Below are 20,968 nucleotides of genomic sequence, written 5' to 3'. Positions count from 1 at the left end.
TGGGATGACATGAGCGCTGACGGTCAGGGAAGAAGCCACTGGTTCGACGACGAAGCCGGACCGGTCGTCCGTCCGTACGCCATGACACGCGGCCGCACCAGCAGCCAGGGCCAGCACCGCCTGGACCTGATCGCGGTCGTGGTCACGGAACCGCACGCGGATGACCCGGAAGCGGACCACATGCTCTCCCCGGAGCACGTGGACATCGTCGAGCTGTGCCGTGACGTCCCGCAGTCGGTCGCCGAACTCGCAGCGGAACTCGACCTGCCGATCGGGGTGGTACGGGTCCTTGTCGGAGATCTCGTGGACTCGGAATTCGTCCATGTGAACCGGCCCGTACCCCCTGCCGAACTGCCGGACGAGAGTATTCTGCGCGACGTGATCAACGGCCTCCGGGCGCTGTGAGCAGCGCGGAAGCGGGGTACTGACGTGACAGGCTGGCAGTTCTGGGTCGACCGAGGCGGCACCTTCACCGACGTCGTCGCGCGACGCCCGGACGGCCGGCTGCTCACGCACAAGCTCCTGTCGGACAACCCGGCCCGCTACGCCGACGCGGCGGTCGAGGCGGTCCGCACCCTGCTGGCCGGCTCGGGCGACCCCGTCGAGACCGTGCGCATGGGGACCACGGTCGCCACCAACGCCCTCCTGGAGCGCAAGGGCGAGCGCACCCTCCTGGTCATCACCCGCGGCTTCCGCGACGCCCTGCGCATCGCCTACCAGAACCGCCCCAGCATCTTCGCCCGCCGCATCGAACTGCCCGAGCTGCTGTACGAACGAGTCGTCGAGGTCGACGAGCGCATCGCCGCCGACGGCACCGTCCTGCTCGCACCCGGCCTCGACGCCCTCGCCGGGCCCCTCCGGGAGGCGTACGACGACGGGATCCGGGCCGTGGCCGTGGTCTGCATGCACAGCCACCTCCACCCCGCCCACGAACAGGCCGTCGGGGAACTCGCCGCCCGCATCGGCTTCCCGCAGATCTCGCTCTCCAGCGAGGCCAGCCCCCTGATGAAACTCGTCCCCCGCGGGGACACCGCCGTCGTCGACGCCTACCTCTCGCCCGTACTGCGCCGCTACGTCCGGCACGTCGCCGACGAACTCGAGGGCGTACGGCTGATGTTCATGCAGTCCAACGGCGGTCTCACCGAGGCCGGGCAGTTCCGCGGCAAGGACGCCATCCTGTCCGGGCCGGCCGGTGGAATCGTCGGCATGGCACGTATGTCGCAGCTGGCCGGCTTCGACCGCGTCATCGGCTTCGACATGGGCGGCACCTCCACCGACGTCTCCCACTTCGCGGGTGAGTACGAACGCGTCTTCACCAGCCGGATCGCCGGCGTCCGGCTCCGCGCCCCCATGCTCGACATCCACACCGTGGCGGCCGGCGGCGGCTCGGTGCTGCACTTCGACGGCTCCCGCTACCGCGTAGGGCCGGACTCGGCGGGCGCGGACCCCGGGCCCGCCTGCTACCGGGGCGGCGGCCCGCTCGCCGTCACCGACGCCAACGTCGTCCTCGGCCGCATCCAGCCCGACCACTTCCCGAAGGTGTTCGGCGCGAACGGCGACGAGCCCCTCGACGAGGCACTCGTCCGGGACCGCTTCACCGCCCTCGCGCGCGAGATCCGCGAGCAGACCGGCGACGACCGCACCCCCGAACAGGTCGCCGAGGGGTACCTGCAGATCGCCGTCGCGAACATCGCGTCGGCCGTGAAGCGGATCTCCGTCCAGAAGGGCCACGACGTCACCCGCTACGCCCTCACCACGTTCGGCGGCGCCGGCGGCCAGCACGCCTGCATGGTCGCCGACTCCCTCGGCATCCGCACCGTCCTCGTGCCGCCCATGGCCGGTGTCCTCTCCGCACTCGGCATCGGCCTCGCCGACACCACCGCCATGCGCGAACAGTCCGTCGAGGTGCCCCTGGAACCCGCCTCCATGCCCGGCGTCCGCAAGACCGCCGAAGACCTGGAGGCGGCGGCGCGCGCCGAACTCCGCGCCGAGGACGTCCCCGAGGAACACATCGAGATCACCCGCCGCGCGCAGCTCCGCTACGACGGCACCGACACCACCCTCACCGTCGAGCTGACCGAGCCCGGCACGATGCGGCACGCCTTCGAAGAACGTCATCGCGCCACGTACTCCTTCACGCTCGACCGACCGATCGTCGTCGAAGCCCTCTCCGTCGAAGCCACCGGCATCACAGAACCCCCCGATCTCTCCGCTCTCGCCCCCTGCGAAGCCACCGCCGACGGCAGCCCCGCAGCGCCGCAGACCGTCCGCCTCCACACGGGCGGCGCCTGGCACGACGTACCCCTCCACCGCCGCGAGGGCCTTCCCCCCGGCGGCACCGTCATCGGCCCGGCGATCATCACCGAAGCCGGCGCGACGACCGTCGTCGACGACGGCTGGCAGGCCGCGGCGACCGACGACGGGCATCTGGTCATGGAACGCGCCGCGATTACGGAGAGTTCCGATCTCGACACGAAAGTCGACCCGGTTCTGCTGGAGGTCTTCAACAACCTCTTCATGTCCATCGCCGAACAGATGGGCGCCCGCCTCGAGTCCACCGCCCAGTCCGTCAACATCAAGGAGCGCCTGGACTTCTCCTGCGCTCTCTTCGACCCCGACGGAAACCTGGTGGCCAACGCCCCGCACATCCCCGTCCACCTGGGCTCGATGGGCACGAGCGTCAAGGAGGTCATCCGCCGGCGCGGCTCCCGCATGCGCCCGGGCGACACCTACGCCGTCAACGACCCGTACCACGGCGGCACCCACCTGCCCGACGTCACCGTGATCACCCCGGTCTTCGACACCACACCGTCGGACGTCACGGAGAGTGACCCGACTCTCCTCTTCTACGTCGCCTCACGCGGCCACCACGCCGAGATCGGCGGCATCGCCCCCGGCTCCATGCCCGCCGACAGCCGCACCATCGAGGAGGAGGGCGTCCTCTTCGACAACTGGCTGCTCGCCGAGGACGGCCGCTTCCGCGAGGACGAGACCCTCCGCCTCCTCACCGAGGCGCCGTACCCCTCCCGCAACCCGAAGACCAACCTCGCCGACCTGCGCGCCCAGATCGCCGCCAACAGGAAGGGCGTCGACGAGGTCGGCCGCATGATCGAGGACTTCGGCCTCGACGTGGTCCAGGCGTACATGAGACACGTCCAGGACAACGCGGAAGAGGCCGTACGCCGCGTCATCGACGCCCTCGACGACGGCGAATACGCCTACGAGACCGACTCGGGCGCCGTCATCCGCGTATGCGTGCGCGTGGATCGCGAGAACCGCGCGGCCACCATCGACTTCACCGGCACGTCGGCGCAGCTGCCCAGCAACTTCAACGCGCCCTTCTCGGTCGTCAACGCGGCCGTCCTGTACGTCTTCCGCACCCTCGTCGCCGACGAGATCCCCCTCAACGACGGCTGTCTGCGCCCCCTGAGCATCGTCGTACCGCCCGGCTCCCTGCTCGCCCCCGAGCCGCCGGCCGCCGTCGTCGCCGGCAACGTGGAGACCTCCCAGGCCGTCACCGGTGCCCTCTACGCCGCGCTCGGCGTCCAGGCCGAGGGCTCCGGGACCATGAACAACGTCACCTTCGGGAACGAGCGCCACCAGTACTACGAGACCGTCGCCTCGGGCTCCGGCGCGGGCGACGGCTTCCCCGGCGCACCCGTCGTCCAGACCCACATGACCAACTCACGCCTCACCGACCCCGAGGTCCTGGAGTGGCGGCTTCCCGTGCGCCTCGAGGAGTTCGCGGTCCGGCCCGGCAGCGGCGGCGGCGGCCGGTGGCGCGGCGGGGACGGCGCCGTGCGCCGCATCCGCTTCCTGGAGCCCATGACCGTCTCCACGCTGTCACAGCACCGACGTGTCGCCCCGTACGGCATGGCCGGCGGCGAGCCGGGTGCTCTCGGTGCCAATCGGGTGGAACACGCCGACGGCACCGTGACCGCACTCGGCGGCAGCGACTCTGCGGACGTCGTCACCGGCGACGTTCTCGTCATCGAAACCCCCGGCGGCGGAGGCTATGGTCCGCCGTCGCCCGACCCCCATCAAGCAGGAGTAGAGATCGATGATCTTCGGGCGTTCTGAGCGCGGCAAGCCTCCGGTCGAGCCCGTCACGCTCAAGATCCTGGTGGCCGGCGGCTTCGGCGTGGGCAAGACCACGCTCGTCGGCGCGGTCAGCGAGATCAGGCCGCTGCGCACCGAGGAACTGCTCACCGAGGCCGGTCGCCCGATCGACGACACCAGCGGCGTGGAAGGCAAGCACACCACGACCGTGGCCATGGACTTCGGCCGCATCACCCTCCGTGAGGACCTGGTGCTGTACCTCTTCGGCACCCCCGGCCAGGAGCGGTTCTGGTTCATGTGGGATGAACTCTCCGAAGGCTCGCTCGGTGCCGTCGTGCTCGCCGACACCCGCCGCCTGGAGGACTGCTTCGCCGCCGTCGACTACTTCGAACGGCGCTCGATCCCCTTCCTCGTCGGCGTCAACTGCTTCGAGGGCGCCCCGCGTTACCCGATCGAGGACGTCCGCCAGGCCCTCGATCTCGACGACGGCGTACCCCTCCTGATGTGCGACGCCCGCGACCGCGAGTCGGTCAAGGAGGCACTCATCGGCGTCGTCCAGCACGCCATGGCGTACGCGGCCGGCCAACGCCCAACCGTGACGACCTGACGCGGGCCCGACCCACCGGCGCGGCCCGCACCCCCGCCGACCGGGGTACGGGCCGCAGTCCGGAAACAGGGCCCCACGCGCGCGTGGTCAGCTTTCGCCGTCCTCCTCCCAGCCGAAGCTCTTCTCCACGGCCTTGCGCCAGTTGTGGTACTCGCGGTCCCGCACCGACGCGTCCATGGACGGCGTCCACTCGACGTCCTTCTGCCAGTGCGCCTTGAGCTCGTCCAGGTCGTTCCACACACCGGTGGCCAGACCGGCCGCGTAAGCGGCGCCCAGACAGGTCGTCTCGGAGACCTTGGGCCGCACCACCGGGACATCGAGCACGTCCGCCTGGTGCTGCATGAGCAGATTGTTCTTCGTCATGCCGCCGTCGACCTTCAGGGTGGTGATCTGCACCCCCGAGTCCTGGTACATGGCGTCCACGACCTCGCGCGTCTGCCAGCTCGTCGCCTCCAGCACCGCACGCGCGAGATGTGCCTTCGTGACGTACCGGGTGAGTCCGGTGACCACGCCACGCGCGTCGGAGCGCCAGTACGGGGCGAACAGGCCCGAGAACGCCGGCACGATGTACGAGCCGCCGTTGTCCTCCACGCTCGCCGCCAGGGGCTCGATCTCGTCGGCGGTCCGGATGATGCCGAGCTGGTCGCGGAACCACTGGACCAGCGCGCCCGTTATGGCTATCGACCCCTCCAGACAGTAGACCGGCGCCTCAGTGCCGATCTTGTAGCCCATGGTCGTCAGCAGACCGCTCTTCGACGGCACCGGGCGGTTGCCGGTGTTGAGCAGCAGGAAGCTGCCCGTGCCGTAGGTGTTCTTCGCCGTGCCGACGTCGTAGCAGGCCTGGCCGAACACGGCCGCCTGCTGGTCGCCCAGCGCGGAGGCCACGGGCACGCCGGCGAGCTGGCCGACAGCGGTGCCGTACGTCTCGGCGGAGGACCGGATCTCGGGCAGCATCGCTTCGGGGATGTTCATCGCGGAGAGGATCGAGGAGTCCCACTGGAGGGTCTCCAGGTTCATCAGCATGGTGCGGCCCGCGTTGGTCACGTCGGTGACGTGCTGCCCGCCGTCCGTGCCGCCGGTGAGGTTCCAGATCAGCCAGGAGTCCATCGTGCCGAAGGCGATCTCACCGCGTTCGGCACGCCCCCGCAGGTCGGGCACGTTGTCGAGCAGCCAGGCGGCCTTGGGCCCGGAGAAGTAGGTGGCCAGCGGCAGCCCCGTCTGCTCGCGGAACCGGTCCTGCCCGTCCGAGCCGCCCAGCTGGTTGCAGAGTGCCGCCGTCCGCGTGTCCTGCCACACGATGGCGTTGTGCACCGGCTTTCCCGTCGCGCGGTCCCACAGGAGGGTCGTCTCGCGCTGGTTGGTGATCCCGAGCGCGCTCAGCTGGTCGGCGCGCAGTCCGGCCTTGGCGATCGCCCCGGCCACCACGGCCTGCACCTTGGACCAGATCTCGGTGGCGTCGTGCTCCACCCAGCCCGGTTTGGGAAAGATCTGGCGGTGTTCGCGCTGGTCCACGGCGACGATCGCGCCGTCCTGGTTGAAGACGATGCAGCGGCTCGATGTGGTGCCCTGGTCGATTGCGGCGACGTACTTTTCTGCGTTGTCCGTCATGGCTACCCCTTGGGCTGGTTCAGAAGGCTGCGTTGTAGATGACACCGCCGAGCAGTCCGCCGATCAGTGGGCCGACGACGGGGATCCACGAGTAGCCCCAGTCGGAGGTGCCCTTGTTCGGGATCGGCAGGAAGGCGTGGATGATGCGCGGGCCGAGGTCACGCGCCGGGTTGATGGCGTAACCGGTCGGACCGCCCAGGGACAGGCCGATGCCGACAACCAGGAGGGACACCAGAAGGATCGCGATACCGGACCCGTAGATGCCGCCACCACCCTCGATCAAGCCGATACCGATGCCCTCGACATGCCTGTCCTGGCCGACCAGGGCGAGGATGGGCAACACCAGGGCGATGGTGGCGAGGATCTCGGTGACCAGGTTGGCGACCGGGTTCCGGATCTCCGGGATCGTGGAGAAGATGCCCAGCGTCGGAACAGGTTCGTCCGCTGTGCCCTCCGTGGTGCCCGTCTTCCGCACGTTGGCCGCGAACTGGGCGTAGTACACGAGGTAGCACAGGATCGCACCGATCATGGCGCCGGTGATCTGGCCCAGCAGATAGACCCAGACCTTGCTCCACACGCCGGTGTCGACGGCGAGACCGAAGGTGACGGCCGGGTTGATGACCCCTCCGGAGAGGGGAGCGGCGGTGTACGCGCCGGCCAGTACGCCGAAGCCCCAGCCGAACGCGATCACGATCCACCCGGAGGCCCGTGCTTTCGAGAACCTGAGGGTGACGGCGGCACACACACCGGCGCCGAACAGGATCAGGATCGCCGTGCCGATCATCTCGCCGAAGAAGATATCTCCGTTAGTCATGGCGGCTCCTAGGCCGTGGCCCGGGACGGTCCGCCCCGGTCCTCACGTGCAGGGTGCGTTTCCCATGGCGACTTCAGCCGAAGGCAGGGACATACCGCGATCCCGTGCCCCGCCCGGCATCCGTGACGAGCGTGCCGTCGCAGCCGAATCGCCCGTGGAGGAATGGGCCTTGGCGCAGGCGCGCCCACGCGCCGCAGTGCCGGAATACGCCGAGAATGTACGGCGATGTCGACTGACACCGGAAGTGTTCACCGGCACCCAAGGGGCGTCAAGGTCGCCGACCGCAACGGTTGACGGCCTTGTGACGGCGGCCGGGCTCCTGCCAGGGCCGGGTGGCCGGTTGCACGGCCTGACGGCGCTCGGTCGGGTCGTTGTTCAGATCTGGTCGGGGCCACCGCGCCGCCTGGGTGGGCCGCGCGAGGCTCTGCTGGTGGTGTCCGGCCTCCGCTGAGCTCCGACCGTCGGCACTCGCCCAGCCGCACCTGACTCCTCGCTTGCTAGCCACCAGCATCCACCTGACCTGGCGGTTTCTCAACCGCACGACCAGAGCCCCCCAAGAGCGGCCGTACGGACCCGTCAGAGCCCAGTACCTGTCTCGGTCCTCCCCTTATGTGGTGTCACGCCCCTGAACCCCCACCCGGCTCCGCCATCCCACACCCCGCCGGTGCCGGTGCCGGCTCGGCGCCCCGGCGGGTCTCATGCCCGGGCAGGCCCGCCCGGCCCAGCACCCAACTCGCCCCGCGCAGCGACTTCGCCGCCTTCTTCAACGGTGCCAGGCAGGCCGCCGCCTGCCGGTGATCCGTCACAGCGCCCGGCGCGCACAGCACCGTGGCGAGCGACAGGGTGACCGGCCGGCCTCCCGCCGACCAAGCGGCGTCCAGCACAGCGGCGGCCAGCGGATCAAGACCCTCCGGATCGGCGAGTACCAGGAAGTCGTCCCCGCCGATGTGCCCCACGCGCGCGCTGTCCGTCGCGGCCTGCTGCAGCGCCCGTCCGACCGCCCGGATCAGCTCGTCTCCCGCCGCGAAGCCGGCCCCGTCGTTGACCTGCTTGAAGTGATCGACATCCAGCCAGCTGAGCGCGAACGGCCGCCCGGCAGCGATCCGCCGGTCCACCTCACCGGTGATCGCGTCCGAGCCGGGCAGACGCGTCAGCGGATTGAGCCCCGCCGCTTCCTCCACTCGGGTCTCGGCCAGCGCTCGCACCAGGTCCGCGAGCCGTACGACCCCCACACACCGCCCGTACTCGTCCACGACGGCCACGTCGTCCGACGTACGGTCCCGCCCGCCGACCGCCACCACGTCCAGGACCTCCCAGGCGGTCGCGTCGACGCCCACCGTCCGCGGCGGGTCGCCCAGCTTCGCCGCGGGCCGGTCGGCGTACAGGGCATGCCCGTAGCGCCCCGACATCGACAGCAGGAAGCGGGACCGGTGCAGCGACCGGACCGGCACCCCCGCGGTGTCCACGAGCAGCACCCCTGACACGTCCGGCGACCCCGTCAGCAGTGCCCGCACCTGACCCGCGGACGCCGTGGCGGGCAGCAGCGCCGCGGGCCGCACGAACTCCCGCACCGACGGCCCGGACCGCGGCACGGCCAGGTCGGCGGGGGAGCGGGGCGGGACGTACACGTCCGCGGCGGGCAGCCGCGCCGGCGGCGCGAACAGCTCGCCCTGTGCCAGCTGTGCCCCGGCCGCCAGTGCCGCCGCGCACTGACCTTCGGTCTCCACGCCCTCGACCGCCAGGAGCGCCCCCAGTTCGTCGCACAGCGTCCGCATCGACCGCACCACGGCCGGCCGCGCCAGCAGCGACGCGTCCAGCTTCACCAGGCCGGGCGCGATGTCCGAGAGCAGCCGCAAGGGCACGTCCCCGTCCCCGACGCCGTCCGCGCAGATCCGGAAGCCCTGGCCGCGCAGCGCGGTCACCGCCTCCAGCAGTGCCTGCTGCGGCACGTGCGTGTACGGCGGGCAGACGTCGATCGTCACCTCCCACGGCAACCGTCCCGCCTCACGCACGGCGGCGTGCAGTGAAGGGAGGCCGCCGAGGTCGGCGAGGGTACCGGCGAACACGTTGACGAACAGGGGAAGCAGGGTCTCCTTGCGCACCGCCGCACGGACCGCCGACACCGCCAGCCGGCAGTCGAGCTCGGGGTCCCGGCGGGCCTCGGCCAGGATGTCGCCGGTCTCCGGGCGGGCGAGTATCTCCAGCCCCGCGACCGCGCCGGTCGTCAGATTGACCACCGGCTGGAAGGCGAAGCGGAGAGTATCCGTCCAGGAGTGCACGGCAGCATGATGGCTCCACCGGCGCACGCCCAAGCGCAGTTCATGAGACGTTCACGCAGGATTCCGGCGTGGTCACACAGCGTATGACCAAGGCCGGCCGCGGCCCCACGACCAGCTCACACGCGACGGCACCGCGACCACGGCAGCACGCGATCACCGCACCGCGATCACCGCCGACCCATGCCCGAACAGCCCCTGGTTCGCGCTGATCCCCACACGCGCCCCAGCGACCTGCCGGTCACCCGCGTCGCCCCTCAACTGCCAGGCCAGCTCGCACACCTGGGCGATCGCCTGCGCCGGCACCGCCTCGCCGAACGAGGCCAGTCCACCGCTGACGTTCACCGGTATGCGCCCGCCCAGTGCCGTCGCCCCCTCCCGCAGCAGCTTCACGCCCTCGCCCTCGCCGCAGAGCCCCAGGTCCTCGTACCACTGCAACTCGAGCGCCGTGGACAGGTCGTAGACCTCGGCCAGCGACAGGTCCTCCGGCCCGACTCCCGCCTCCTCGTAGGCCGCCCGGGCGATCGACCTCCGGAACGTCTCGCCGGGCGGATCCACCGCCACCGCGGAGTCCGTGGCGATGTCCGGCAGGTCCAGCACGGTGTTCGGGTAACGCGGCGTCACCGTGGACACGGCCCGGATCCGCACCGGCTCCGCATGCCCGTGCCGCCGCGCGAATTCCATGCTCGAGAGCACCACCGCGGCACCGCCGTCGGAGGTAGCGCAGATGTCGAGCAGCCGCAGCGGATCGGCGACGACAGCGGAGGCGGCGACCTCCTCGGCGGTGACCGGGCTGCGGTAGCGCGCCTTCGGGTTCAGCGCGCCCATCGCCGCGTTCTTCACCTTCACCTGAGCGAAGTCGTCCGTCGTGTCGCCGTGCAGAGCCATGCGCCGTCGGGCGTACAACCCGAAGTACACCGGGTTGGTCGCCCCGAGGATCCGGAAGCGCAGCCAGTCGGGATCGTCGGGCCGATCCCCGCCCGCAGGGCGGAAGAATCCCTTGGGAGCGGCATCGGCCCCCACCACGAGCACCGCGTCGGCGAGCCCGGAGAGTATCTGCGCCCGTGCCGTGTCGACGGCCTGCGCCCCGGACGCGCACGCCGCGTACACGCTCGTGACCCGGGCCCCCTGCCAGCCCAGTGCTTTCGCGAACGTCGCTCCGGCGACATACCCCGGGTAGCCGCCACGCACGGTGTCCGCCCCGATGATCGAGCCGATGTCCCGCCAGTCCAACCCGGCGTCCGCGAGCGCCGCCTGAGCCGCCGCGACGCCGTACTCGACGAAGCTCCGCCCCCACTTGCCCCACGGGTGCATGCCCGCGCCGAGCACCGCCACCTCTTCTGTCATGCCGTCACCCCCGTCGGCCGCCAGTGCCACGTCGTCCAGGTCGTCTCCGCGTCCTCGTGGAGCACCCCGGGAACGACCTCCGCTTCCATACCCACCGTCAGATCCGCGACAGTCACCCCGGGAGGCGCCTGTCCCAGCACCACGATCCGCTCGGCCTCCAGCTCCACAGCGATCAACGCACACGGCTCCCACGGAAGTTCCGGATCGCTCACATAGGGTGACGGCGGCCGGTACCGGCTGTTCGTGTACGACCACACGCGCCCCCGTCGCGACAGCGCGACCTCTTCCAACTCCTCTCCCGTACAGGAGGGGTTGCGGCAGTGGTGGTCCTCACGCGGGAAGAAGACCGAGGTACACGCCGTACAGCGCGTGCCGAGCAGCCGGAAGGCGTCACCGTCCCCGGCGAACCACCCCGCCACCACAGGTGTTCGTGTACGCGACACAGTCCCTCCCCGCAGCCGGATCTGACGGAACGTCAGAAGTCTGCCACGGTGTTCCGGAATTGGGCATCCCTTCCCCGATGGGACCGTCTCCTGGTAGATGCAAGGGCCATGACAAGACTCACCACCGTGGCACGCGGCCTCATCACGGCGTTCGCCGCCTTGCTGGCAGCGACCGCCTCCACCGCGACCGCCCATGCCCAGACCGAGCCCAAGGCACCGAAGGACTTCGTGGCGCTGAGAAGCGTGGACCCGACGATCATCCAGGAGATGCGCTACGTCACCCCGCACAACTTCGTCGGCGAGCGCGTCGACGGCTACCTCCAGCCGACCTGCATCCTCACCCGCCCCGCCGCACAAGCCCTCCACAAGGCCCAGAGGAAGCTCCTGCGGCAGGGCTACACACTCAAGGTGTACGACTGCTACCGGCCGCAGCGCGCGGTGGACCACTTCGTCCGCTGGGCCGAGGACCTCGACGACGAGGCGATGAAGGGCGAGTTCTACCCGAACGTCGACAAGACCCGGCTGTTCGCCGACGGCTACATCGCCGAGAAGTCCGGCCACAGCCGCGGATCGACCCTGGACATCACCCTCGTCAGGCTGCCGGCGAAGCCGACCCGGCCGTACCACCCCGAAGAGCCCCTTGTGCCGTGCTTCGCACCCAAGGGTGAGCGGTTCCCCGACAACTCGATCGACATGGGGACCGGCTTCGACTGCTTCGACACCCTTTCGCACACCCTCGACCCACGCGTCCAGGGCCAACAGCGCGCCAACCGGCTGCTGCTCAAGAACACCCTGGAAGGCCTCGGCTTCGTGAACCTGCCGGAAGAGTGGTGGCACTACACCTACAAGCCCGAGCCCTACCCGGACACCTACTTCGACTTCCCCGTGTCCAGGAAGTCGCTCACCGACGCCCACTGAGCAGCCTGCCCGAGACGCCCTCTCCGTGATCGGCTACAGTCCGCCGCGTGTCCGAAACTCAGCACTCCAGTTCCAACTCCGCGCCGGACTCCCACTGTTCGAGCTGCGGCGCGCCCTACGGAGAGGGCGTCTCCGGCTGGCCCCGCCCCTGCCCGGCGTGCGGCGCCGTGGCCTACCGCAATCCGCTCCCGGTCGCGGTGGCCCTCCAGCCCGTCTACGACACCAAGGGCACCGCCCTGGTCGTCATCACCCGAACCGTCGCCCCCGCGCGCGGGGGCACTGCCCTGCCCGGGGGCTACATCGACGACCGGGAGGACTGGCGGCAGGCCGTCGTACGCGAACTCAAGGAAGAAACCGGCATCGACGCGGTCGCCCGCGAGGTACGGCTCGTCGACGCCATGAGCTCGCCCGACGGGCACCTGCTGCTGTTCGGTCTCCTCCCGGAACGCCCGGTCGAGAGCCTGCCGCCCTCAACCGCCACCGACGAGACGGAGGGCTGGCATCTCCTCCGCAGGGCGGACGAACTCGCCTTCCCTCTGCACACCGTGGCCGTACGGGCCTGGTTCGAGGGCCGGTACATCTGAGGTCAGCGTTCCCCGGCACCGCGGACGCGCACGGGTGAGGAGGGCTCGCTCCTGCCGTCCTCCCCCTCCCGCTCGACGACCACTCGCGAGCCCATCCACCGAGCGGTGTACCGCTCGATCTCCGGCTCGTCCCATCCCTCGCCCCCGTCCTGCACGACCAGCCCGCCCCCGGTCCGTCCGCGGGCGGGCGCCCACACCTCCAGTGTGATCCCGCCGTCCTCCCCGAGTACGGGAAGAACGGCACCCGCGCGCGCGAACACGGGGATGCGCGACAGAGGGGCGTCGACCAGCACCTGCGCCGACCCCTCGTACGCCTGCTCCGTCACCGTGTCGTACCAGCGCCCTCGCGGCAGCTGCACCGCACGCCGGTCCGCACCAGGGCCCAGCACCGGCGCCACCAGCAGGCTGTCGCCCAGCAGGAAGGCGTCCTCGCAGTCACGCAGCGTCCGATCCTCCGGCGCGGCCCACCACAGGGGCCGCACGTACGGCGCTCCGGTACGCCGCGCCAGATGCGCCAGCGTCATGAAGTACGGCAGCAGCCGCCGGCGTTCGACCAGCGCCACGCGCGCGTGCTCCAGCACCTCGGGACCGAACTCCCAGGGCTCCCTGCGCCCCGCCCGCAGACTCGCGTGCGTACGGAACAGCGGCAGATACGCGCCCAGCTGGAACCACCGCAGATACAGCTCGGGCGAAGGATCCCCGTCGAAGCCTCCGATGTCCGGCCCCGAATACGGAACGCCGCACAGTCCGAGCCCCATCACCAGCGCCAAGGACGCCCGCAGTCCCGGCCACCCGGTGGCCACATCCCCCGACCACGTGCCCCCGTAGCGCTGCATGCCGGCCCATCCGGAGCGGGAGAACAGGAACGGCCGCTCCTGGGGCGCGAGTTTCCGCAGTCCCTCGAAGCCCGCCCGGGCCATGCACAGCGCGTACACGTTGTGCGCCTCACGATGGTCACCGTCTCGCCCCTCCAGGGAGTGCCGCGCCGAACGCGGCAGCGTCGACTCCCCGAACGCGGTGAACGACGTGGGCTCGTTCATGTCGTGCCAGAAACCCGAGAACCCCTGCGCGAGCCGCTCCTCGTAGAGGCCGCCCCACCACTCACGCACACGCGCGTGCGTGAAGTCGGGAAACACCGCCTCCCCGGGCCACACGACTCCCTGCACGACCTGCCCCGACGCGTCCCGCACGAACGCGTCCTCGGCCGCCCCGCCGTCGTACACGGCATTGCCGGGCAGGGCCTTGACGGCCGGGTTCACGATCGACACCAGCCGGATGCCGTCCCGCCGGAGTTCCTCGGCCAGAACGGGCAGCTTCGGGAAACGGTCCTGGTCGACGGTGAACACCTGATGCGCGTCGAAGTGATCGATGTCGAGGTGCACGGCGTCGAGCGGCAGACCGTGCTCCACATAGCCCGCGAGGATCCGCCGCACCTCCTGCTCGCTGCCGAACCCCCACCGCGCGTGGTGATGGCCGAGCGCCCACGCGGGCGGCAGCGCGGGCGCCCCGGTGAGCGAGGCCCAGGCGAGCAGCACGCGCGCGGGGGTGCCCACCATCACCCAGCAGCGCAGCGGACCGCCGTCCATCCGCAGCTCGCTCGTCCCGCCGCGGTCGTGCCCGGAGCCCGCGCCCTCCTCGCCCTCGCGCAGCGTCACCGTTCCGTCCCACGAGCTGTCGTGGAACGCCAGATGCGTACCGCCGTCGGACACGACGAGCTGCACCGGCATCGTGATGTACAGGGGGTCGTCACCCGGTGCGAAGGCGTGGCCGGGGTCGGTGTTCCACAGCCGGTACGTCCCGTCCGGCAGGCGCGGACCCGCGGCACGTCCACCCAGGCCGAAGAAGCGCGCGTCGGCGGCCACCTCCGACCGCTGCGACCACCGCGCCGGGCCGCCACCGACCGGCTCCCACCATCGCGGCGGCAGATCACGCCGCAGGGTCACGCCACCGGGCGTGAGCACCTCCACCGCGCCGTGCCGCGAGACGACGACCGTCACCCGCTCGGCCACCACCCGCCAGCCGCCGTCCTTGTCCGGCTCCAGCACCGCCCGGGGATCGGCTTCCGGACACCGGCCGGCCAGCGCGTACGACGGCTCGGGCTCCGCCCCGTCCCAGCCCCAGAAGACGGCCCCGTTCACGGCGACGAGAATGCGCAGCTCGGACCGGCTGAACCGGACTACACCGCCCCCCGGCCCCGGCTCCACCTCCCGCACGGGACCGGGCACGCGCGCACGCTCCGCCCCGCGCGACGGCAGCCCGGTGGCGTCGGCCCGCCGCCTGCGCCACGCTGCTCGTACGGTACGCACACCCTGCGCCGCCCCCACCGAACCCATCGCCTTTACCGAACGCACCAGGTCACGACCGTTCATGCTGCTCACCCTGCCATTGACCGCGCCACGCGGGCGTGGCGTTCAACTGCCGTTCACCCGTGTCAGGACCACATCTTCACGAGGCGGACTATGTGGGACGCGCCCTGGTGCCGAAGTCGATCACATGGCATTGTCCGTGCCAGCCGCTCACGCGCACACCCCAGCCCGTGCGCGGAGGCCGCACACGACGCGCACAGTCCGGGAGCCGACCATGTCGACCGCTAGTCCCCAGCCGCTCTGGCAGCCAGACCCCGAGCGCATCGACCGAGCACGGATCACCAGGTTCCAGGCCTGGGCCGCCGAGCACCACGGCGCCCCCGCCGAGGGCGGCTACGCGGCTCTCCAACGCTGGTCAGTCGACGACCTGGACGCCTTCTGGAAAGCCGCCACCGAGTGGTTCGACGTCCGTTTCTCGACCCCGTACACGCGCGTGCTCGGGGACCGAGCCATGCCGGGCGCCCAGTGGTTCCCCGGGGCGACCCTCAACTACGCCGAGCACGCCCTCCACGCGGCCGACACCCGCGCGGACGAACCGGCCCTCCTGTACGTCGACGAGACACACGAACCACGCCCTGTCACCTGGGCCGAGCTACGCCGCCAGGTGGGCTCCCTGGCCGCCGAGCTGCGCGCCCTCGGCGTACGCCCCGGAGACCGCGTCAGCGGCTACCTCCCCAACGTCCCCCAGGCCGTGGTCGCTCTCCTCGCCACAGCCGCCGTGGGCGGCGTCTGGACCTCCTGCGCACCCGACTTCGGCGCCCGCAGCGTCCTCGACCGCTTCCAGCAGGTCGAACCCGTCGTGCTCTTCACGGTCGACGGCTACCGCTACGGCGGCAAGGAGCACGACCGGCGAGAGACCGTCGCCGAACTGCGCCGCGAACTGCCCACTCTGCGCGCCGTCATCCACATCCCCCTCCTCGGCACCGAGGCACCCGAAGAGGCCCTCGACTGGTCGGCCCTCACCTCCGCCGACACGACCCCCGTCTTCGAGCAGGTGCCTTTCGACCACCCCCTGTGGGTGCTCTACTCCTCCGGCACGACCGGCCTGCCCAAGGCCATCGTCCAGTCCCAGGGCGGCATCCTGGTCGAGCACCTCAAGCAACTCGGCCTGCACTGCGACCTGGGCCCCGAGGACCGCTTCTTCTGGTACACGTCGACCGGCTGGATGATGTGGAACTTCCTCGTCTCCGGCCTGCTCACCGGCACCACGATCGTCCTCTACGACGGCAGCCCCGGCTACCCGGACACCGGCGCCCAGTGGCGGATCGCCGAACGCACGCAGGCCACCCTCTACGGCACCTCGGCCGCCTACGTCATGGCCTGCCGCAAGGCCGGCGTGCACCCGTCCCGCGACTTCGACCTCTCCACCGTCCAGTGCGTCGCCACCACGGGCTCGCCCCTGCCGCCCGACGGCTTCCGCTGGCTCCACGACGAGGTCCGCGACGACCTGTGGATCGCCTCCGTCAGCGGCGGCACGGACGTGTGCTCCTGCTTCGCCGGAGCCGTACCGACCCTTCCCGTCCACGTCGGCGAGCTCCAGGCCCCCTGCCTCGGCACCGACCTGCAGGCCTGGGACCCGAGCGGCAGCCCCCTCGTCGACGAGGTCGGCGAACTCGTGGTCACCAACCCCATGCCGTCGATGCCCATCCACTTCTGGAACGACCCCGACGGCAGCCGCTACCACGACAGCTACTTCGACACCTACCCCGGCGTATGGCGGCACGGCGACTGGATCACCGTCACCTCCCACGGATCCGTCGTCATCCACGGCCGCTCCGACTCCACGCTCAACCGCCAAGGCGTCCGCATGGGATCCGCCGACATCTACGAAGCTGTGGAGCGCCTCCCGGAAATCAGGGAGTCCCTCGTCATCGGCATCGAGCAGCCCGACGGCGGCTACTGGATGCCCCTGTTCGTGCACCTGGCCCCCGGAGCAGCCCTCGACGCGGACCTGCTGAAGCGCATCAAGCAGACCATCCGCGAACAACTCTCGCCGCGCCACGTCCCCGACGAGATCATCGAGGTCCCCGGCGTCCCGCACACCCTCACCGGCAAGCGCATCGAGGTCCCGGTCAAACGTCTCCTCCAGGGCACCCCACTGGAGAAGGCAGTCAACCCGGGCTCCATCGACAACCTCGACCTCCTGACCTTCTACGAGGACCTCGCCCGCAAACGCGCCTGACCGAAGCCGTCCACGCCGCTTCGAGCTACTCCCCGTCACCATGACCGTGGGCGGGGAGCGCGCGCGATAGGCCGGTTTTACCTGGTGCTTTGTGACCGCTCACCTTCGTCGCCACCTCCGCCAGCCCCCCGGTGTCAGTGCCGTCGATTACTGTGAGTGAGCATTGATCGACTGCGCACAGGGGGAAAGACAATGGCGCACACCGACAGCCGGACCATGCGACGCGTCCTGCGCCGCGAAATCGCCGGCACCATCGGCCTGCTGACCGACGAGCACGACTTCCGAGCCATGCGCTGCTACCGCAGCTTCACCTTCGACGACCACGCGACCTACCTCAAACAGGTCGAGGCCCTCCTCAGGACACGGACCCTGCAGGGCAGTCACACCACGGTGGCCCTCTTCGATCCCGAGGAGTACGCCGAGTTCTGCACGCAGAAGAGCCTGGACCCGGACAACCCGTCGAGCCGCACACGCTTCACGGCCCAACTCGCGGTGACAGGCCCGACTCTCCCGTACGACGGCCAGCCCCTGGCCGACCTCCTGGCGGCCCTCGTCGACGAGGGCGTGCGGCAGGCCACCTGGGAGTACGCGACCACACTCCTCGCTCGCCTGGGCGCCTGCACGTCCTGCGGCGAGGACCTCGGACGCACCGCCTTCGCCCGGGCCTCGGACCTCCTCGTCCGCATCCTCGACACGGCCCCACCCGGCGACCGGCACCTCGTCTGCAGCGTCACCGGACCGCCCGAAACCCTCATCGCCGCACTCCACGCCGCCGACACGAACGGCACCTTGAAGCTGGACGAGACGGAAGCCCTCGAGTTCACCACCGTCCTGGCCCTCGGCCTCGCCACCGAAAGCCCCGGTGGACTCGTCATCCGCGCCAGCGCCCCAGACAGGCCCGACCGTGTCTACGGCTGGCGCCTGCGCGCCTACGGACTCGACCCCCTCACCGCGGGAGAGGTCTTCGACGCCTACTGCACCGACGTCGAGTCCGGCGACCTCATCTCCCCGGAATCCAACGTCGACTACTGCGAGCCGCCCGGCCTCGGAGAGGAGCAACCCCACCGGGGACACAACCACTGAAACGCGGGAGGGGCGCCCCACGTGAGTGGAGCGCCCCTCCCGGACAGTCGTAGGCCGACCAAGCCCGGCCTACTCGCCCGACAACACCGCCTGCGCCGCGCTGCGCGCGTCCTCGGCACTGTCCGACGCACGGGCCGCCGCAGCTGCCCGCTCGCACTGCGCCAGCGTGTACTTCGCCAGCGTCGCCCGGACGTAGGGAATCGACGCCGCGCCCATCGAAAGAGAGGTGACGCCCAGACCAGCCAGGACACAAGCGAGCAGCGGGTCGGACGCGGCCTCACCGCAGACGCCACAGCTCTTGCCCTCGGCCTTCGCCGACTCGGCGGACAGTGCCACCAGGTCGAGCAGCGCGGGCTGCCACGGGTCCTGCAGACGGGAGACCGCACCCACCTGACGGTCGGCGGCGAAGGTGTACTGCGCCAGGTCGTTCGTTCCCAGCGACAGGAACTCGACCTCCTGCAGGATCGAGCGGGCCCGCAGCGCGGCCGACGGGATCTCCACCATCGCGCCGAACTTCGCCCGCAACCCGGCCTCACGGCACGCGTCCGCGAAGGCCCGGGCATCCGTACGGTCCGCCACCATCGGGGCCATGACCTCGAGGTAGACCGGCAGCCCTTCCACGGCCTTCGCGAGCGCGGTCAGCTGCGTGCGCAGGACCTCCGGGTGGTCGAGCAGCGTCCGCAGCCCCCGCACACCGAGCGCCGGGTTCGGCTCGTCGGCCGGCGTCAGGAAGTCGAGCGGCTTGTCCGCACCCGCGTCCAGCACCCGCACCACGACACGCCCCTCGGGGAACGCCTCGAGCACCTGCCGGTACGCCGCGACCTGCTTCTCCTCGGAAGGCGCCTGCTTGCTGTCGTCCAGGAAGAGGAACTCGGTACGGAAGAGACCGACGCCCTCGGCGCCGGCGTCGACGGCGGCCTCCACATCCGCGGGACCACCGATGTTCGCCAGCAGCGGCACCTTGTGACCGTCCGCCGTGGCACCGGGCCCGGTCGAGGCCGCCAGCGCGGCCCTGCGCGCGGCGGCCGCGGCCTCGAGCTCGGCCTTCTTGTCCTCACTCGGGTCCACGAAGATCTCACCCGTGCTGCCGTCGACGGCGATCATCGTGCCTTCGGCGAGCTCGCCGGCCCCCGGCAGCGCCACCACGGCCGGCACCCCGAGCGCCCGCGCCAGAATCGCGCTGTGGCTGGTGGGACCGCCCTCCTCGGTGACGAAGCCGAGCACCAGCGTCGGGTCCAGCAGCGCGGTGTCGGCAGGCGCGAGGTCACGCGCAACCAGGACGTAGGGCTCGTCGCTGTCGGGGACACCCGGCATCGGCACGCCCAGCAGACGGGCGACGATTCGATTCCGCACGTCGTCGAGGTCGGCCACGCGGCCGGCGAGGTACTCACCGGCACCCGCCAGCAGCTCGCGGTACGCGGCGAACGCGTCGTACACCCCGCGCTCGGCCGTGCTGCCGACGGCGATCCGCCGTTCCACGTCGGCCATCAGCTCGGGGTCCTGGGCCATCATGGCCTGCGCCTCGAGCACCGCCTGGGCTTCGCCGCCCGCCAGATTGCCGCGCGCCATCAGGTCGGCCGCCACAGCCTCCACGGCCTTGCGGGCGCGCCCCTGTTCGCGCTCCGCCTCGTCCGCCGGGATCTGCTTCGCAGGCGGCTCGAGCACCGCCGTTCCCATATGCCGAACCTCGCCGATCGCCACACCGTGGCTCACGCCGACGCCTCGCAGCGTTGTCTCCATCTCACCCGTCTCCGATAGTGCGGCGGCTCCCGCCGCCGTGTTGGTTGTCCTACTCGCCGTCATACGACGGCACTGGCGTCACTTCCAGAGGAAGAGACTGTCGCCGGCCTTCACATCGCCGTCGATACGAAGATCGGAGAGGGCTTCGGCCGTGGCCTCCAGTGCCACGATCGGGCAGATCGCCGACTTGCCGGCGGCCTCGACGGCAGCCGGGTTCCAGCGCACGATGCCCTGACCGCGCCTGACGGTGTCGCCCTTGTTCACCAGCAGCTCGAAACCCTCGCCGTTGAGCTGCACCGTGTCGATACCGAGGTGCGTGAGCACGCCGTGTCCGCTCTCGTCCACGACGACGAACGCGTGCGGGTGCAGGGAGACGATGACGCCGTCCACGGGTGAGACGGCCTCGGAAGGCTCACGTACGGGGTCGATCGCTGTGCCCGGGCCGACCATGGCCCCGGAGAAGACGGGATCCGGCACGGCTGCCAGTCCGATGGCGCGTCCTGCAAGCGGGGACGTCACGGTGGTCATGGGAAGCCTCCCAGGGGTGGAGATCGTTATGGGCCGTCCCTGTCGGTACCGGGCGGCACACTGTTCAGCAGGGTATGTCACCTGAAGTGCCGGTTCCGCGCGGGCACTCCGGAGTGGTCTAGACCATACCGTAAACGGATTTGCACGCACTCTGCGGCCGCGTGTACAGTCGTACTCCTGCCTGGGGCTGAGCGACACAACATCGTGTCCGTGCCTGGCAGCACCCAAACTTGTTAGATCCTATCTCGGGGTCATCTTCTGCATGCCTGCAGGACGGTGGTCAGGGAGTCGGAAAAACACTGATAGAGTTTGGAACAACGAAGGGAAGCGCCCGGAGGAAAGCCCGAGAGGGTGAGTACAAAGGAAGCGACCGTTCCTTGAGAACTCAACAGCGTGCCAAAAGTCAACGCCAG

General features: G+C 70.5%; 15 protein-coding genes. 7 read left to right on the top strand and 8 right to left on the bottom strand.

Annotation, left to right across the window (positions count from 1 at the left end; all coding sequences use genetic code 11):
• The first annotated feature begins 9 nt into the window (after positions 1-9).
• Genes ACFT4A_RS35595 through ACFT4A_RS35585 form a run of 3 tightly spaced genes read left to right on the top strand, consistent with a single transcriptional unit; the run spans position 10 to position 4,666 of the window.
• A complete protein-coding gene (locus ACFT4A_RS35595; protein ID WP_189726348.1) occupies positions 10-405 on the top strand; it encodes a DUF742 domain-containing protein in 396 nt (131 codons plus the stop codon).
• Between the two features lie 24 nt (positions 406-429).
• Positions 430-4,080 carry a hydantoinase B/oxoprolinase family protein gene (locus ACFT4A_RS35590; protein ID WP_382838855.1) on the top strand — a complete coding sequence of 1,217 codons (3,651 nt, stop codon included), beginning with the start codon at positions 430-432 and terminating at the stop codon, positions 4,078-4,080.
• Positions 4,061-4,666: an ATP/GTP-binding protein gene (locus ACFT4A_RS35585; RefSeq protein WP_382838853.1), complete on the top strand. Its 606-nt coding sequence runs from the start codon at positions 4,061-4,063 to the stop codon at positions 4,664-4,666. The genes ACFT4A_RS35590 and ACFT4A_RS35585 overlap by 20 nt, the downstream gene beginning before the upstream one ends.
• Positions 4,667-4,753: 87 nt before the next feature.
• Here ACFT4A_RS35585 and glpK read toward each other — a convergent pair whose 3' ends face one another.
• From glpK to ACFT4A_RS35560, 5 genes are all read right to left on the bottom strand, one after another.
• Positions 4,754-6,274 carry a glycerol kinase GlpK gene (gene glpK / locus ACFT4A_RS35580; RefSeq protein WP_382838851.1) on the bottom strand — a complete coding sequence of 507 codons (1,521 nt, stop codon included), beginning with the start codon at positions 6,272-6,274 and terminating at the stop codon, positions 4,754-4,756.
• A gap of 19 nt (positions 6,275-6,293) precedes the next feature.
• Positions 6,294-7,088, bottom strand: coding sequence for an MIP/aquaporin family protein (locus ACFT4A_RS35575; protein WP_382838847.1), 795 nt, complete (start codon positions 7,086-7,088; stop codon positions 6,294-6,296).
• Between the two features lie 617 nt (positions 7,089-7,705).
• Complete coding sequence (locus tag ACFT4A_RS35570; RefSeq protein WP_382838844.1) at positions 7,706-9,367, bottom strand: EAL domain-containing protein; 1,662 nt, start codon at positions 9,365-9,367, stop codon at positions 7,706-7,708.
• A 153-nt stretch (positions 9,368-9,520) separates the two neighbouring features.
• A complete protein-coding gene (locus ACFT4A_RS35565; protein ID WP_382838841.1) occupies positions 9,521-10,711 on the bottom strand; it encodes a lipid-transfer protein in 1,191 nt (396 codons plus the stop codon).
• Positions 10,708-11,133: a Zn-ribbon domain-containing OB-fold protein gene (locus ACFT4A_RS35560; protein ID WP_382838937.1), complete on the bottom strand. Its 426-nt coding sequence runs from the start codon at positions 11,131-11,133 to the stop codon at positions 10,708-10,710. The genes ACFT4A_RS35565 and ACFT4A_RS35560 overlap by 4 nt, the downstream gene beginning before the upstream one ends.
• Positions 11,134-11,262: 129 nt before the next feature.
• Here ACFT4A_RS35560 and ACFT4A_RS35555 point away from each other — a divergent pair, with 129 nt between their 5' ends.
• A complete protein-coding gene (locus ACFT4A_RS35555) occupies positions 11,263-12,072 on the top strand; it encodes a M15 family metallopeptidase (protein WP_382838838.1) in 810 nt (269 codons plus the stop codon).
• 47 nt (positions 12,073-12,119) lie between these two features.
• Positions 12,120-12,656: an NUDIX domain-containing protein gene (locus tag ACFT4A_RS35550; RefSeq protein WP_382838835.1), complete on the top strand. Its 537-nt coding sequence runs from the start codon at positions 12,120-12,122 to the stop codon at positions 12,654-12,656.
• Between the two features lie 2 nt (positions 12,657-12,658).
• Here ACFT4A_RS35550 and ACFT4A_RS35545 read toward each other — a convergent pair whose 3' ends face one another.
• Positions 12,659-15,025, bottom strand: coding sequence for a glycoside hydrolase family 31 protein (locus tag ACFT4A_RS35545; RefSeq protein ID WP_382838833.1), 2,367 nt, complete (start codon positions 15,023-15,025; stop codon positions 12,659-12,661).
• A 211-nt stretch (positions 15,026-15,236) separates the two neighbouring features.
• Between ACFT4A_RS35545 and ACFT4A_RS35540 the strand changes: the two genes are divergently transcribed.
• A complete protein-coding gene (locus tag ACFT4A_RS35540; RefSeq protein ID WP_382838831.1) occupies positions 15,237-17,204 on the top strand; it encodes an acetoacetate--CoA ligase in 1,968 nt (655 codons plus the stop codon).
• Positions 17,205-17,396: 192 nt separating this feature from the next.
• Positions 17,397-18,287, top strand: a complete 891-nt coding sequence (locus ACFT4A_RS35535; RefSeq protein WP_382838830.1) for a hypothetical protein — start codon at positions 17,397-17,399, stop codon at positions 18,285-18,287.
• Between the two features lie 69 nt (positions 18,288-18,356).
• Here ACFT4A_RS35535 and ptsP read toward each other — a convergent pair whose 3' ends face one another.
• Positions 18,357-20,027, bottom strand: a complete 1,671-nt coding sequence (gene ptsP / locus ACFT4A_RS35530) for a phosphoenolpyruvate--protein phosphotransferase (protein WP_382838828.1) — start codon at positions 20,025-20,027, stop codon at positions 18,357-18,359.
• Between the two features lie 78 nt (positions 20,028-20,105).
• The gene (locus ACFT4A_RS35525; RefSeq protein WP_189726335.1) at positions 20,106-20,555 is read right to left on the bottom strand and encodes a PTS glucose transporter subunit IIA; all 450 of its coding nucleotides are present in this window, start codon (positions 20,553-20,555) and stop codon (positions 20,106-20,108) included.
• Between the last annotated feature and the right edge of the window lie 413 nt (positions 20,556-20,968).

The sequence above is a fragment of the Streptomyces sp. NPDC057099 genome (assembly GCF_042671245.1).
GTDB classification, from domain to species: domain Bacteria; phylum Actinomycetota; class Actinomycetes; order Streptomycetales; family Streptomycetaceae; genus Streptomyces; species Streptomyces purpurascens.
This window is presented reverse-complemented; position numbering and strand designations above follow the sequence as displayed.

Excerpts from the sequence above, each read along its gene's own strand:
- ACFT4A_RS35555 (WP_382838838.1), top strand. The coding sequence starts at position 11,263 with ATGACAAGACTCACCACCGTGGCACGCGGCCTCATCACGGCGTTCGCC.
- ACFT4A_RS35575 (WP_382838847.1), bottom strand. The coding sequence starts at position 7,088 with ATGACTAACGGAGATATCTTCTTCGGCGAGATGATCGGCACGGCGATC.
- ACFT4A_RS35545 (WP_382838833.1), bottom strand. The coding sequence starts at position 15,025 with ATGAACGGTCGTGACCTGGTGCGTTCGGTAAAGGCGATGGGTTCGGTG.
- ACFT4A_RS35525 (WP_189726335.1), bottom strand. The coding sequence starts at position 20,555 with ATGACCACCGTGACGTCCCCGCTTGCAGGACGCGCCATCGGACTGGCA.
- ACFT4A_RS35585 (WP_382838853.1), top strand. The coding sequence starts at position 4,061 with ATGATCTTCGGGCGTTCTGAGCGCGGCAAGCCTCCGGTCGAGCCCGTC.
- glpK (WP_382838851.1), bottom strand. The coding sequence starts at position 6,274 with ATGACGGACAACGCAGAAAAGTACGTCGCCGCAATCGACCAGGGCACC.
- ACFT4A_RS35540 (WP_382838831.1), top strand. The coding sequence starts at position 15,237 with ATGTCGACCGCTAGTCCCCAGCCGCTCTGGCAGCCAGACCCCGAGCGC.
- ACFT4A_RS35565 (WP_382838841.1), bottom strand. The coding sequence starts at position 10,711 with ATGACAGAAGAGGTGGCGGTGCTCGGCGCGGGCATGCACCCGTGGGGC.
- ACFT4A_RS35535 (WP_382838830.1), top strand. The coding sequence starts at position 17,397 with ATGGCGCACACCGACAGCCGGACCATGCGACGCGTCCTGCGCCGCGAA.
- ACFT4A_RS35595 (WP_189726348.1), top strand. The coding sequence starts at position 10 with ATGAGCGCTGACGGTCAGGGAAGAAGCCACTGGTTCGACGACGAAGCC.
- ptsP (WP_382838828.1), bottom strand. The coding sequence starts at position 20,027 with ATGGAGACAACGCTGCGAGGCGTCGGCGTGAGCCACGGTGTGGCGATC.